At 57.5% G+C, this 14,739-nt stretch carries 15 protein-coding genes; 5 read left to right on the top strand and 10 right to left on the bottom strand.

Going from position 1 to position 14,739, the window contains the following annotated elements; all coding sequences use genetic code 11:
• Positions 1–407 (bottom strand): DNA-methyltransferase (locus V7665_RS07515; RefSeq protein ID WP_335663918.1); only part of this gene is annotated, 407 nt, incomplete at its 3' end.
• A gap of 330 nt (positions 408–737) precedes the next feature.
• Here V7665_RS07515 and V7665_RS07510 point away from each other — a divergent pair.
• Positions 738–1,769: an acyl-CoA desaturase gene (locus V7665_RS07510; RefSeq protein WP_335663917.1), complete on the top strand. Its 1,032-nt coding sequence runs from the start codon at positions 738–740 to the stop codon at positions 1,767–1,769.
• Between the two features lie 9 nt (positions 1,770–1,778).
• Here V7665_RS07510 and rnhB read toward each other — a convergent pair whose 3' ends face one another.
• Genes rnhB through glmM form a run of 5 tightly spaced genes read right to left on the bottom strand, consistent with a single transcriptional unit; the run spans position 1,779 to position 4,855 of the window.
• A complete protein-coding gene (gene rnhB / locus V7665_RS07505; protein ID WP_335663916.1) occupies positions 1,779–2,336 on the bottom strand; it encodes a ribonuclease HII in 558 nt (185 codons plus the stop codon).
• On the bottom strand, positions 2,336–3,106 hold the full coding sequence (gene thiD, locus V7665_RS07500; RefSeq protein ID WP_335663915.1) for a bifunctional hydroxymethylpyrimidine kinase/phosphomethylpyrimidine kinase: 771 nt from the start codon (positions 3,104–3,106) through the stop codon (positions 2,336–2,338). The genes rnhB and thiD overlap by 1 nt, the downstream gene beginning before the upstream one ends.
• Positions 3,103–3,294, bottom strand: a complete 192-nt coding sequence (locus tag V7665_RS07495) for a hypothetical protein (protein ID WP_335663914.1) — start codon at positions 3,292–3,294, stop codon at positions 3,103–3,105. Before V7665_RS07495 ends, thiD begins: the two co-directional genes overlap by 4 nt.
• Positions 3,288–3,515: a DUF1272 domain-containing protein gene (locus V7665_RS07490; RefSeq protein WP_335663913.1), complete on the bottom strand. Its 228-nt coding sequence runs from the start codon at positions 3,513–3,515 to the stop codon at positions 3,288–3,290. The genes V7665_RS07495 and V7665_RS07490 overlap by 7 nt, the downstream gene beginning before the upstream one ends.
• Positions 3,515–4,855, bottom strand: a complete 1,341-nt coding sequence (glmM, locus tag V7665_RS07485; RefSeq protein WP_335663912.1) for a phosphoglucosamine mutase — start codon at positions 4,853–4,855, stop codon at positions 3,515–3,517. The genes V7665_RS07490 and glmM overlap by 1 nt, the downstream gene beginning before the upstream one ends.
• A gap of 77 nt (positions 4,856–4,932) precedes the next feature.
• Between glmM and V7665_RS07480 the strand changes: the two genes are divergently transcribed.
• Positions 4,933–6,249 (top strand): dicarboxylate/amino acid:cation symporter, encoded by a 1,317-nt coding sequence (locus V7665_RS07480; protein ID WP_335663911.1) that lies wholly within the window; start codon positions 4,933–4,935, stop codon positions 6,247–6,249.
• Positions 6,246–7,238 carry an aldo/keto reductase gene (locus V7665_RS07475; RefSeq protein WP_335663910.1) on the top strand — a complete coding sequence of 331 codons (993 nt, stop codon included), beginning with the start codon at positions 6,246–6,248 and terminating at the stop codon, positions 7,236–7,238. Before V7665_RS07480 ends, V7665_RS07475 begins: the two co-directional genes overlap by 4 nt.
• A 3-nt stretch (positions 7,239–7,241) precedes the next feature.
• Here V7665_RS07475 and V7665_RS07470 read toward each other — a convergent pair whose 3' ends face one another.
• From V7665_RS07470 to V7665_RS07460, 3 genes are read right to left on the bottom strand one after another with little or no spacing between them, the layout of a single operon-like run.
• Entirely contained in the window at positions 7,242–8,537 is a 1,296-nt protein-coding gene (locus V7665_RS07470; protein WP_335663909.1) for an amidohydrolase family protein, read from the bottom strand.
• Positions 8,534–9,934: an amidohydrolase gene (locus V7665_RS07465; protein ID WP_335663908.1), complete on the bottom strand. Its 1,401-nt coding sequence runs from the start codon at positions 9,932–9,934 to the stop codon at positions 8,534–8,536. Before V7665_RS07465 ends, V7665_RS07470 begins: the two co-directional genes overlap by 4 nt.
• Before the next feature lie 16 nt (positions 9,935–9,950).
• Positions 9,951–11,540, bottom strand: coding sequence for a peptide MFS transporter (locus V7665_RS07460; protein ID WP_335663907.1), 1,590 nt, complete (start codon positions 11,538–11,540; stop codon positions 9,951–9,953).
• Between the two features lie 159 nt (positions 11,541–11,699).
• Between V7665_RS07460 and V7665_RS07455 the strand changes: the two genes are divergently transcribed.
• Entirely contained in the window at positions 11,700–12,302 is a 603-nt protein-coding gene (locus V7665_RS07455; RefSeq protein ID WP_335663906.1) for a nitroreductase family protein, read from the top strand.
• Positions 12,303–12,383: 81 nt separating this feature from the next.
• The gene (locus V7665_RS07450; protein WP_335663905.1) at positions 12,384–12,728 is read left to right on the top strand and encodes a GntR family transcriptional regulator; all 345 of its coding nucleotides are present in this window, start codon (positions 12,384–12,386) and stop codon (positions 12,726–12,728) included.
• Positions 12,729–12,735: 7 nt separating this feature from the next.
• Here the strand turns inward: V7665_RS07450 and V7665_RS07445 are convergent, their stop codons facing one another.
• Entirely contained in the window at positions 12,736–14,739 is a 2,004-nt protein-coding gene (locus V7665_RS07445) for a tetratricopeptide repeat protein (protein WP_335663904.1), read from the bottom strand.

Here is a 14,739-nt window from a genome sequence, read left to right as displayed (position 1 = left end):
ATGTCGTTGAGGATCCAGTAGCCCAGATCCTGCAGCGACGCGCCGACCCGGAAAATATTATGATAGCTGCCGATGACCCACAGAGACCCATCGGGCTTTAATATGCGGCGCGCTTCGGCCAGCCAGGCGCGGGTGAATGCATCATAAGCGGCAAAGCTGTCAAAATGATCCCAGGCATCATCCACGGCATCGACCTGCCCGCCTTCTGGCCGGTAAAGATCACCGCCCAGTTGCAGATTATAAGGCGGATCGGCGAAGACCATGTCGACCGATGCGTCCGGCAGGGACGCCATCGCTTCGACACAGTCCATTTTCAATATCTGCCCCAGTGGCAGCTCGACAGCCTTTTTTGCGGTGCGTGGTGCGGTGCGTGCTTTGGGCGCCTGAATGCGCTCGATAATCCCCATGAACCTCTATTCCTTTTTCCAATAGCGCCCACGGTGAGTCCGAAGCGGCCAGCGGTCAAGGCCGTTAATATAGGTTAAAGGCGTATCTTAATGGTTAACAGAAACTTGGGCAGGAGAACGAAACGAGTCCGTCACCAGATATGGAGTCAATGCCGCCGCGCCAGACTCAATCCCTAGTGGTGTGACGAAAAAGACTCGCCGCGAATATATATTTGAAGATTTTGCAAAATCGGCCAAATGTAAATTTGGTTCACAAAAAAACGCGTTCAGACTATATGCGTGATCAACAGCAAAGCTCCAAAGCGTAACAGTCCGGAGGTCAGTGAACAGATGGCACGTAATTTTCGTGATAAATATCAGCAGGAAAATGGCATTTCCCAGCAGAGTGATGAGCCCCGTCCGCATCCCGGCGTGATCGTCGGCGGCGAGGCCGGGCGCGAAAAGCGCCGGGAATATGCGATTGTTTTCGGATCAAAGATTTTCGGATCGATCGCTGCGGTCTGGTGGATGTTCACCTATGACACCGGCTGGGTCGAATGGTCGGCCTTCATCGCTGGCTATATCATATTGATGCTCGGCATCGTACTCGGCTTCCACCGCTATTATTCGCACAAGGCGTTCGATACCTCGGTCCCGATGCAATATATATTGGGCGCGATGGCGCAAATGTCGATCCAGTCTTCGGTCCTGCGCTGGGCCACCGATCACCGGCGCCATCATGCACATAGCGATGAAATCGGCGACGTGCACAGCCCCTGGCTCGACGGTCGCGGTCGCCCGACCAGCAGGCTGAAAGGCATGTTCCACTCGCATTTCGGCTGGTTCATGGACGATTGCGTCACCGACACCAGCATCTATGGCAAGGGGCTTGCCGACAATGATGTGGTGCTGTGGTTGCACAAGACGCGCTGGTATTGGCTGATCTTCTCGCTGATCATTTTTCCCGGCATCTGGGGCCTTGCCTTTGGCGGCTGGGATCATGTCATCAGCACGATCCTGATCGGCGGCTATTTCCGGACCTTCGTGGTGCTGCAGATCACGCTGGGCATTTCCAGCTACGCCCATGTTGTCGGCTCACAGCGGCACACAAAGGGCGTCGGCACATCCAAGAACAGCTTCATCTTCTCGCTGCTGACCTTCGGCGAAGGCTGGCACAATAACCATCACAAACATCCGCGCGCCAGTTTTCAGGGCATGGCCTGGTGGGAGATCGATATCGCCGGCTATGTCCTGCTGCTGCTGGAGAAAATGGGTCTGGTCTGGAATGTCACGCGGCAACCCAAATATGTCAAAAGCGAAAGCGGCGAATGGGTGTTGGCAGACCGCAAGATCGCGCCAAAGCCAGCAAAAGCAGAAGCTTAGAGCAAAAACCTAAAGCAATTCCATCTGGGACACCGGCGCAAAACTCCGCCGGTGCAAGGGCGTTGGTCCATATTGCCTGAGCGCCGCCAGATGCTCCGCCGTGCCATAGCCCTTGTTGCGTTCCCAGCCATATTGCGGATATTGCTGCGCGGCTGCGATCATCAGCCGGTCGCGATATTCCTTGGCCAATATGGAGGCGGCAGAAATGCAGGGGTGAATGGCATCCCCGCCAATCACCGCTTCGGCTGAAAAGCTCCACTGGGGCAAGCGATTGCCATCGACCAGCACATGATCGGGTACGATATTCAGACCCTCGACCGCCCGCGTCATCGCCAGCATGGTCGCCTGCAATATGTTGATCTCGTCAATCTCGGCCTCGGAACATTGAGCCACCGAAAACCACGCGCAATCCATGATTTCCAGTTCGAGACGCGCGCGCTTTTTCGCCGTCAGTTTCTTGCTGTCATCCAGTCCAACAATGGCGTGATTTTCGGGCAGGATGACCGCAGCGGTCACGACCGGGCCAGCGAGCGGCCCCCTGCCCACCTCATCCACACCAGCGATCATCAATCATCATCCTGAAAGTCGGTAACAAATTGATGACCCAGCGGACCACTGCCTCCGCCGAGGCCGGGTGCTTCGATAATCGCGATGCGGGTAAACGAAATCGCCTGTTCAAATGCCGCGTTCAGATCCAGCCCGCTGCCCAGGCCGACAGCCAGCGCACTGGCGAAAGTACAGCCGGTACCATGGGTTTCGCTGGTATCCAGTCTTTTGCCCTCGACTCTTCTGATCAGACCGCTGGGTGCGTAAAGCTCGTCAACGACCACAGCACCCTCGCCATGCCCCCCCTTGACGACGAGATGGCAGCCGTGACTCAATATCTCGTCCTTGCCGCCCAGAGCCGCCAGTTCCGGCAAATTCGGCGTCACCACCGAGGCAACGTCCATCAGTTTGCCAAAGGCTGCTACCGTATCGCCATCGGCCAATTCGCTGCCACTGGTGGCGATCATCACCGGATCGAAAATGATAGCGATGCTCAGCTTCGCCAGATAATCCGCCACCGCCCGCGCCGCTTCAGCGCTGCCGATCATCCCGATCTTGACCGCATCAACACCAATATCGCTGACCACGGATTCGATCTGCGCCAATATCATCTCGGTGGGCACCCGATGCAAGGATTGAACCCCCAGCGTATTTTGCGCGGTGATCGCGGTAATCGCCGTCATTGCGTGGCCACCGAGCATGGTGATGGTCTTGATATCCGCCTGTATGCCGGCGCCGCCGCCGCTATCCGAACCGGCGATCGATAATATCCGCGGGCAGTTGCCGGTCACAGGAACAGCGGTCCGACTTGCACGATCAGGAACCATTCCAGGCCTCCGGCAAGCAACAGGATCAAAATCCAGAACCGGCGAAAAAAGCCGCGCGCGAAGAAAAACAGCAGCAGCGTCAAAAGGACTGGCAGGATCAGACCAATGACCACGATGGTTCTGGCATCCACTGCATCAAGAAAGCTCAGCATATATATTTCCGCTCGCTAGAGGCAGGATATTTGACCAGCAGCGCCGCCGAACGGGTCGGTCTTTCTGTCAAAGCACCGCCGCAATTGGGACAGGTGCCGTGCAGCTTGTCTTCATTGCAGCTGCCGCAAAATGTGCATTCAAAACTGCAGATCAGCGCGCCAGCCTGATCGGCAGGCAGATCCTTGCCACAGCTTTCACAATCGGGACGCATTTCCAGCATCAGCCAGCCACCTCCTCGACCACGGCGCAAATCCGGTCGACCACCGCATGGACCTGATCTTCATCATCGCCTTCTGCCATCACCCGGATCAGCGGTTCGGTCCCTGATTTGCGGATCAGAAGACGGCCACAGCCTTCAAGTTCTTTCTCCGCTTCCGCGATCACGGCCTTGACCTTGTCGCTTTCGAGCGGCTGGCCGCCACTATAGCGAACATTTTTGAGCAGCTGCGGCACCGGACCAAAAAGATGCAGCAATTCGCTTGCCGGTTTGCCGCTCTCGACCAGTTCACCCAATACCTGCAAGGCAGCCACTGTCCCGTCCCCGGTGGTGCCATGATCAAGCAGGATCATATGACCCGATTGCTCACCACCGACATTGAAACCACCCTTTTTCATCTCTTCCAGAACATAGCGATCGCCGACATTCGCGCGCACCAGATCCAGATGCTGGGTGTTCAGAAATCTTTCCAGTCCAAGGTTCGACATAACGGTGGCGACGATCCCGTCACCGCGCAGCAGACCATTGCGGCTCCAGCTTGACCCGATCAATGCCATTAGCTGATCGCCATCAACAACCTTGCCTTTTTCATCGACAACAATCAGCCGATCCGCATCGCCGTCCAGGGCAATGCCGATATGCGCGCCGGACGAAACCACCGTTTCCTGCAATATAGCAAGATCCGTGGAACCGCATTTGTCATTGATATTCAGGCCGTTGGGACTGATTCCTAAAGGAATCACGTCAGCACCCAATTCCCAGAATGCCGACGGGGCAACCTGATAGGCGGCTCCGTTGGCGCAATCACAGACGATCTTCAGGCCATCGAGGCGGATATGCTCCGGCAAGGACATTTTGACCGCATGAATATAGCGACCACGGGCATCTTCATAGCGTCTGGCCCGGCCAATATCCTGGGGCAATGCCAGCTTCGCTTCCTCCTCGAGATAGGCCTCGATCTTCAACTCGTCTTCGTCGGACAGTTTGAACCCGTCCGGTCCGAATAATTTGATACCATTGTCATAATAGGCATTGTGACTGGCGGATATCATCACCCCCAGATCAGCGCGCATCGATCGCGTGAGCAAGGCCACGGCGGGTGTCGGCAGCGGTCCAACCTGCACCACATCCATGCCGACGCTGGTGAAGCCGGCAACCAGGGCATTTTCCATCATATAGCCGGACAATCTGGTATCCTTGCCGATGACAACGCGATGACGATGATCACCGCGCTGAAAATGGCGACCCGCCGCCTGCCCGACTTTCATAGCGATCTCTGCCGTCATCGGATGTGTATTGGTCAGGCCGCGGATGCCGTCGGTACCGAAAAATTTCTTTGTCATATCCACCTACATCCCAACCTGGTCGCGCCCTGTTGTGCGTGTCTCTAGCCGATGCACCGGCTGGAGACCAAGAGGGAATGAATCCAATCGCAAAATTTACCCATAATCTTCCTTGCCAGCGGGTGCCCGCCATGGTTGATGGTTGGCTGGGGAAAGCCAAAGGGACAGACATATTGAAAAAAGCGCTGATCATACTTCTCGCCCTGATATTTGGCATCCTGATCGGGCTATTTGTCGGCCCCAAAAGCGATTTGTTGGTCGAAGCGGCCGATGTCATTGGCAATATGTGGCTCAACGCCTTGCGCATGACGGTCATCCCGCTTGTTTTCACCCTGCTGATCGTCGGCATCGGCAAAGCGGCCTCGATGGCCCGCGCCGGACGGATGACAGCGCGCGCCATATTGTTCATGATATTCATTCTCTGGTGCTCGTCGGCAATGGCCGCCCTGGTGACGCCTGCCTTGCTCGAACTCTTCCCGCTTAACGGCGACGCGGCAGCGGCGCTGCGGTCTGCACTGGGCAGTGCGCCTCCACCGGGAGATGTCCCGCCGTTCAGTGAATTCCTCCGCGCCCTGATCCCGACCAATGCCATTGCGGCTGCGGCAGAAGACGCGGTGTTGCCGTTGATGATTTTTGCGCTGGCCTTCGCCTTTGCGATCACTCGCCTGCCCGATACCCAAAGAATGATGCTCGACCAGTTTTTCAATGCACTGGCCGACGCCCTGCTGATCCTGATCCAGTGGGTATTGGCGCTGGCACCGCTGGGTGTATTCGCGCTGGCACTCGGTGTCGGCGCGAACGCGGGACTGGCCGCATTCGGGGCCTTGCTGCATTATGTTCTGATCGTCAGCAGCGTCGGCGCGGTGGTCTGGATATTCAGCTATGTTCTGACCTATTTTGGCGGCAAGCGCGGGCCGGTTGCTTTTTTCAAGGCCTCGGCACGAGCACAAGCGGTCGCGATTTCCACGCAGAGCTCGCTCGCTTCGCTGCCAGCGATGGTCAGCGGCGTAAAGGCCATGGGTGTGGGCGATCGTTCGGCTGATGTCGTCCTGCCGATTTCGGTCGCCCTGTTTCGCGCCACCGGTCCCTGTATGAATCTTGCAGTCGCCATTTACGTGGCCCATCTGATGGGCATAGAATTGTCGCTTGGCGTTCTGGCGATCGGCGTCGTGGTGGCAGCGATCACCACCATGGGCGCGGTCAGCCTGCCGGGATCGATCAGCTTCATCACGTCAATTGCACCGATTTGCATCGCCATGGGCATTCCGATCGAACCACTGGTTCTGCTTTTGGCGATTGAGACCTTTCCTGATATCATGCGCACCGTCGCAAATGTCAGTGCGGACATGAGCGTGACGGCGACCATCGCCAGAAGCGAAGGAGATTTGACATGAAATATCGCACACTCGGATCGGAACTGGAAGTATCCGCGCTTGGTCTCGGCTGCATGCCGATGGCAGGAATTGGCAAAGGCATGTACGGCATGGCCAGCAGGGCCGAAAGTCTGGCGACGATTGACCGGGCTATCGAACTGGGCGTTACATTTTTCGACACGGCCGAGGTCTATGGCCCGTATATCAACGAAGAATTGCTCGGCCAGGCGATCCGCGGCCGCCGCGAGCGACTGGTGATCGCCACCAAATTCGGCTTCGCTTTCAAGGACGGCAAGATGATCGGCGTGGACTCCAGTCCGGCCAATGTGCGACTGGCCTGCGAAGGATCATTGCAGCGGCTTGGCGTCGATACCATCGATCTATTTTATCAGCACCGCGTCGATCCCAAAGTTCCGATCGAGGATACGGTGGGCACGATGGCTGAGCTCGTCGCGGAGGGCAAGGTTCGCTATCTCGGCCTGTCGGAAGCCGGGGTTGAAACGCTGAAAAAAGCTCATGCGACTCATCCGATCGCCGCGTTGCAGTCGGAATATTCGCTGTGGGAACGCGGTATTGAGGAAGATATTCTGCCGGTCTGTCAGGACCTTGGCATCGGATTTGTGCCCTATAGCCCGCTCGGACGCGGTTTTCTAACCGGCCAGATCAGCAGCCGGGATGATTTGCCCGAGGATGATTATCGCCGCAATGATCCCCGCTATTCGGAAGAAAATTTCGCTCTGAATATGAAACTGGTCGACGTGGTCAAAGCGGTTGCCGAGCGGCATCACAGCTCGCCCGCACAAATTGCGCTGGCATGGCTATTGGCGCAGGGCGACTTCATCGTGCCAATCCCCGGATCGAAAAGACGCGCCACGCTCGAAGACAGCATGGTTGCCGTCGATATCGAACTGACCGCAGCCGATCTCGACGAACTGGAAGCTGCCGCGCCGGTCGGCGGCACCGCTGGCCCCCGCTATGGCGAGCAGATGATGTCGATGGTGCGCCTCTAGCGGCTAGTGATCATAAGCCTTTGGCAGCATGCCTGGGGCCGGGTTGCTGTACCGGTCCCTTAGCCGCATCTGACGATTGCTCAGCGACTGGTCGACACCGTCGATGATCACCGCTTCAACCTCAGTCGAAAGCTCCAGTGGATCGCCGGTCCAGATCACCACATCCGCGTGACGGCCAGCCTTGAGCGAACCCAATTGCCCGCCCATGTCCATGATCTCTGCCGGCACCGAACTGATCGCGGCAAAAGCCTCGTCCCAGGTCAGGCCAGTGGCGCGCGGCACTTTGGTGAGCGCGACGAGATTGCCGGCATATTGTACCGAATAGCGCAACTGATGCGCATCCCGGTCATTGATCATGCCGATTGCAACCTTGACGCCAGCGGCCTTCATTCGGCCGATATTCGACTGGGTCGACGCCAGGTCCTCAAAGCCATATGGCAGGTCGCTGAGCGCGGAAGCTAGCACAGGCACGCCGGCTGCGGCGATATGACCGGCGACGCGCCAGCCTTCATTGACTCCGACCAGCACCATGTCGAGCGCCGGGAAATCCTTGCGCAGATCGAGCACCTTGAGAATATCATTGGCGCTTTCGACATGGACCAGCAGCTTGGTGCTGCCGTTGATCACCGGCAACAATGCCTTGGCATCCGATGCCTTGAGCAGGTCGCTGTCGAACGCCGCCGGATTGCGCGCATAAGTGCGCGCTTCATCCAGCAACGCCCGGAACTGGATATGCGAGGCAGCGCGGCTGCCCCCGGCCCGAGCGTGACCGGTTTCGCCCAGTTCGACAAATTGAAAGGCACGGGCCTGGGTAATCGGATTTTCATCCTGTCCGAGATCGACAATCGCGCCATAGCCGCCAAAAATGGAATTGGCGGTGCTTGGCGATACCACGGCACGGGTGACCCCTGCCGCCCGATTTACCGCAACCGCCGAGGCGAAGGGATTGATCGCATATTGTACATCCAGAGCCGCCGAGAAGGGCGATCCCTTGGCGTTCTCGTCATTGGTCTGGGAAACCGCACCAACCTCGACAAGGCCGATCCGGCTGAACCCGGCGAATATGCCTGGCGTGACCCATTTTCCGGTCGCGTCGATCCGGCGCGCATCGGCGGGGATCGTGACATTGGCACCGGCAGCGACAACGCGATCGCCGCGGATCAGCACGGTGCCGCCTTCAATCGGCGCACTGCCGTCGCCGATCACGACCTTGCCACCGGTAATGGCGGTGGTTTGCGCGGCAACCGGAGCGGCAATCAGGGCCGCAGCAGAGGCAAGGAATATGGCAAAACGCTTCATTTTACGTCTCCTTCACCGGGCTGACCGAGCTCGAAATCACTGACCGGACGACGATTTGCATCGCCGCTGTCGAACAGCAGCGCACCATCAATCCAGACTTTTTCCGGTCGCGAGTAGACGCTGAGCGGATTGCCGTTCCACAGAACCAGATCGGCCATCTTGCCGGGTTTCAGGCTGCCGGTCATTTTTTCAATGCCCATTGCCTTGGCCGGATTATAGGTGATCCACTGGATGGCCTGGGCATCGGTGATTTCAATCCCCATGGCCCGGCCATCGGCAAGCGCCTTGGCCGCTTCCTGATTGAGCCGCTGGATCTGGTTTTCATCATCGCTATGGATGATCACACAGGCCCCGGCCTTTTGCAGCAGCGCCGCATTTTCCGGAATCGCGTCATAGGCTTCCATCTTGAAACCCCACCAGTCGGCCCAGACCGCAGAACATATGCCCTCTTTCGCCAATATGTCGGCGATTTTATAGCTTTCGACCGCATGATGGAACGCGGTCACCTTATAGCCGAATTCCTTCGACATATCGATGATCTGGGCGAGCTCATCGGCGCGGTAGCAATGATTGTGGACCAATATTTCCCCGTCCAGCACGCCAACCAGGGTTTCCTTGCCCAGGTCCCGCTTCGGCGGCTTGGCATCATTCTGCTTGCTGCGATATTCCTGCGCATCAATCCAGGTTTGCCGGTTGAGCGCCAGACTGCCCATGCGGGTCGATGGCATACGGGTACGGCTGCCGTAAACCCGCTTGGGATTTTCTCCGCAAGCCATTTTCATGCCATAAGGCGCACCGGGAAATTTCATCCCCTGCACCGTCCGCGACGCTACATTCTTGAGCGTTACTGAGCGGCCGCCAAAGAGATTGGCCGAACCGGGAAGAATTTGCAGCGACGTGATACCGCCATTGGCCATTGCCCGCGAAAAGCCGGGATCCTGCGGCCAGACGCTATGTTCCGCCCAGACTTCCGGGGTCACCGGAGACGTGGCTTCATTGCCATCGCTATGGGCATCGACGCTCGGCGTGGGATAATCGCCAAGATGGCTGTGCACGTCGATAATTCCCGGCGTTACATATTTGCCGGTGCCATCCAATATCGTCGCATCCGCAGGGATGGCGGTATCGGGACCGCCGACGGACGTGATCTTTCCGCCCGCCATGAACACCGTGCCATTATCGATCCGTCCGCCCTCACCGTCGAAAATGGTCACACCGGTGATCGCGGTCGGGGTGGACGGATAGGCTTTGTAAGTTGACGGAAACGCAGGCCCATCTGACTTGTTCGATTTGACCGGCGTCGCCGCGCTAGCCGAATTCGTGTCCGCCGCGGAGGCTGCACAACCAGCCAATAGCGATCCGCCAGCTGCAAGCGCCAGCAAAGCCCGAAATTTCATATAACGCCCCTTAGTCTTATGGTTTGGTTGTCGGGTGGATACCGGCAGATCCGGGATCGCCAAATTCTGACTGGCCTTCCAGATCGTCACCGACATTGTCATCACCCAGTGTATCCAGATGCATCAGCTTCTTGATGATTGGCGAAATCAGAATCACGGCGACGCCAACACCGACTGCGACCCATCCCACTGTCGAATAGACCTCCAGAACCCGCTCCGGACCGGCGCCTTCAGCACCAACTGCGGACGCAATCAATCCGGCAGCGAAATTGCCGGTGGCCGATGCAAAAAACCAGGTACCCATGATCAGACTCGCCATATGCGACGGAGCCAATCGATTCATCGCGCTCAAGCCCACCGGAGACAGGCAAAGTTCACCGGTCGTATGCAGCAGGTAGATCAGGAAAATGAACAGGACCGGGGTAAGATTGCCGGTTCCAGCAGCCAATGCACCGGCAACCAGTACCAGAAAACCTGCGCCAAGCTGAATCAGCCCGAGACCAAATTTTGCCGGTGCCGAAGGTTCAAGCCCTCTGCGAGCCAGCATGGTCCAGAGCAACGCGAATATTGGAGCCAGCAGGACAATGTAGATGGCATTGATCGACTGAAACACGGATGCCGGCACTTCGATACCCAGGATATTCCGGTCAACGCTGCGATCGGTAAACAGGTTCAGCGAGGAACCGGCCTGTTCGAACAATGCCCAGAAAAGGATCGAACCGAAGATCAGGAACATTGCCGCAAAGATGCGATCACGATCCTCGGGAGCCAGTTTTACCACCGCAGTGTAAAGAACGTAAATGACCAATATCGCTCCGGCTACGCCCAGCAATGAGCCGACCAAGGCCTGATACTGGATCAATATCCAAACCAGACCAACCGTGGCGAAGCTCAGAGCATAAAGCAGCCATTCGAATTTTATGCCGCCGACTTTGCTTTCGAGACGCGCTGGATCGTTCGCTTCACCGCGACCGACCAGCAAGGGTTTGCCCCAGATGAACACCACCAGGCCAAGCAACATTCCGATACCGGCCGCTCCGAAACCGTAGGACCAGCCATAGGTCTGGCCCAACCAGCCCGCGATGATCGCTCCCAGCGCAGCGCCAAGATTGATGCCCATGTAGAAAATCGTATAGGCGGGGTCACGGCGAATGTCGGTTCGCGTGTAGAGCTGGCCAACGATTACCGAAATATTGGCCTTCAAAAAGCCCGAGCCGACAATGATGAAAGCCAGCGCCAGCCAGAAGATATTGATCGCCGGGTCAGCCTGCCCTCCGCCGTCTCCTTCAAAAGCCATCAGGAAATGGCCAAAGGTAAGAAGCAAAGCGCCAAAAGCCACTGCCTTGCGCTGTCCAAGATAGCGATCAGCCAGATATCCGCCAATTACCGGCGTGATGTAGACCAAGGCGGTATAAGCGCCGTAGATAACGCCGGCTTCGCTGTCCGAATACATCCAGTGTTGAACGAGATAGAAGATAAGCAGGGCGCGCATGCCATAATAGGAAAAACGCTCCCACATTTCGGCAAAAAACAGAACAAAAAGTCCCTTGGGATGGCCAAGGAATGTTCCTCTTGCATCACCCGATTCTAGATACGCACCCGCCATTTATGAACTCCCCGACAATTACTGTGGGCCGTCATATGCAGCCCGGTTGCCCCGCACCCTAATGAAAAAAATGCGCAAGTGAAGCAGATTGTTTCAAGCGTGACCGGTTTATCGTGAATAACCCTTGCAATCAGCCTCGTCTCTTCCAAAGTGGCGGGTATGAGCGAAAACCAATATAATGACTTGAGCAGCCTTTCAGCCTATCTGCCCACCCGCCGTTCCGGTCGGCCGCGCAACATGGTGGCGCCGGGACCGAGCGACAAGCAAATCGAAGAAATCGTGGCCATTGCCATGCGCACACCGGATCATGGCAAGCTGGCCCCCTGGCGGGTTATTGCAGTGGCAGCGGACCAGCGTGCCCAATTGGCGCAGGCGATCAAATCGGCCTATCTGAAGGAAAAGCCCGATGCCGGGCGGATGGAACTGGAGGGGCTCGAAGCGATGGCGCATGAGGCACCTGCCCTGCTCGTGCTGCTGTCCTCGCCGGTCGAATCGACCAAAATCCCGCTGTGGGAACAGGAACTGAGTTGCGGAGCCTTTGCGATGAACATCCTCCACGCCACCCATGGACTGGGTTTTGTTGGCAGCTGGATCACCGGCTGGCCCGCCTATAATGAAGATGTGCGGGATCTGTTCGGCGCTGCCCCGGAAAAAATCGCGGGCTTCCTCTATATCGGCACATCCAATGCAGAGCTGATCGAACGCCCTCGACCGGAACTCAAGAAGATATTGTCTTTCTGGACGCCGGCAACCGCAGAATAGTTCGTTCCATTCGTAACTAAATATCAGAAAAAGCTGAACTTGTGCCTTGCCTGCCTCGCTGTATTATGGCAGTGAAGCAGCATGAACAATACAAGCAAACCTGTCTATCTGAAATTGCGGGACATTATTTCCGAATCCATATTGGATGGTGAATATTGCGAAGGCGACATGCTGCCATCGGTCCGCGTCTTTGCCGCGGAACAGGGTGCCAACCCCTTGACCGTCGCCAAAGCCTATCAGGGCTTTCAGGAAGACGGACTGGTCACGGTCAAACGCGGCGTCGGCATGTTTGTCGCGGTCGGTGCAAAAAACCGCCTGCGCATTGCCCAGAGGGAAGATTTTATCAAGAATATCTGGCCGCCGGTCCAGCGCCAGATGAAACGACTAGATCTGTCGATCGAGGACCTGGTGAAAAGCGACGCCTGAACGGCACTCAGCTTTTGACTTTTCCCCGGTCCGCGCGCTGCGCCGCATAGGCACGCCGCAGGCTTTTCCGATAGACCGGATTTTTCGGCATGATCGCAACCGCTTTTTTGAGCAGGCTGATCCCATCCTTTTTGCGTGCACCATCCGCCATCAAAGCCAGGCCATAGAGATGTGATACCACCGGGCTTGACGGTTGCACGCGATAGGCGATCCGACCTGCAGCAATGGCTTTTTCAGTCTGGCCCAGACCGGTATAGGCCTGAGTCAGGCCGGCCATGATCAAGGCATCATGGTCGCCAATCCGTTTGCGCAGATTTTCCAGGATATGGGCTGCAACCGACCAGCTTTCGGTTTCGAGATGGGCATAGGCCATCCAGCGCAGCCCGGCGATATTGTTTGGATTATAGTTGAGATATTGCGCCAGCGCCTCGCCCGCTTGCTGCATCTCGCCCTTGGCGCGCAAAACCTCGACCAGGCGCAACATCACCGACTCTGAAAAACGGATGCTGCGGGCCTGGGCCAGTGCTTCGAGCGCTTCGTCATAATTGCCCATGGTGGCCGCGACATCGGCAACCAGGATATGCGAAGCGCTCGCCCCGGGATTGCCTTGCTGGAGCCGCTTGGCCTCGGCGAAGGCGCTATCATAGTCGCCAGCTTCATAGAGCGCGCGAATATAGGGGACCACCGCCCGTGCATCATTGGCATTGCGTTGCGCCTCGGCCCGCAGCACGCCCAGCGGGACCACCGCAACAAAGGCGCTTTCTTTACCCAAATCATGGATGGCGGCGCGATTCATCACCCCGGCTGCCTGACCGCGATCGTCGATCGCCTCGAGCGCGCGGCCTGCCAGCCACAAGGCATAAGGAGCCGCCCCGCTGCGATTGACCTGCGGCTTCAGCACGTCAATCGCATCGATCGCGCTTCCGGCCAGATAGAGCGAACGCGCGAGCAAATTTTGTGCTTGCCGGTTGTTCGGCTGAATCGAAACCAGGCGACGAAACTTGTCCACCGCCGCGTTGTGATTGCCTTCCCCATGTTCAATAATGCCCTCTACCAGCAATACGGCAGGGACATTTTCGATCTCGCCTCCGGTCTGCTGCATCAGCCGCCTGGCAAGGCCATATTTGCCGGCCCGGGCGGCGAGAACCGCCTGCATGAAGAAGGCGCGCGGATTGTTCCCGTCCAGCGCGATGATCTTGCGGGCAACCACCAGCATATCGGTCATCCGCCCCATATCGCCCAGCGTCGCCGCATATTCCGTCAGCAGCGGCACATCATTGGGATCAATCTGCAGCGCCCGTTCAAACCAGGGCAGAGCCGCGCCCAATCCGAACTGGAAGCGTAGCAATTCGCCGCGATATTGCAATGCACGAATATTGGCGGGATCCAGTTTTACGGCTTCGTCGACCGCGTTGGTCGCGCCGGCCTGATCCCCGGACCTTGCCCGGAAGCGCGCAATATCGACCCACAGATCCGGATTTTTTCCATCCAGTTCCATCGCCCGGTTATAGGCTGCGCCAGCCAGCTGCTCATCTTCCATTTGCAGCGCCACTTTGCCCATGATCCGGGCCGCATAGCCCTGATATTTGCGTGGGATATCATTGGTCAGCAACTGATCACGCGCCTTTTGCGCTTTGCCCTGCAAAGAATAGGCATGGCCGTAGAGATGCCGGACAGCAGCGGGGTCCAGACCCAGCTGCACCGCCCAGTCGAGTTCCGCCTCCGCGCCGGCTCCATCGAGAAGGCTCAGCAAGACTTCGGCCTGGGCCACGCGCGCATCGATCCATTCCGGATCGGCCTTGATCGCATTCATCAATTCGATCCGCGCTGACCTCACATCGCGGCTGGCGCGAAACTGCTCGGCTTTGGCAAAGGCTTCCCGCGCATCCTCATTGCCTTCGCTGGCGCCATAGATTGCCGTTGGAACGCCAACCATGGCCACCGCCAGCGCAGCCGCAAGAATCACCGGCTTGCTGGAAAATCGCAATTTCTGGACAAAATTCATCACCAT

It is taken from the genome of Parasphingorhabdus sp. (assembly GCF_036964675.1).
In the GTDB taxonomy this organism is placed as follows: Bacteria; Pseudomonadota; Alphaproteobacteria; order Sphingomonadales; family Sphingomonadaceae; genus Parasphingorhabdus.
The sequence above is the reverse complement of the archived record's forward strand: the minus strand, read 5'-3'. Positions and strand labels throughout refer to the sequence as shown.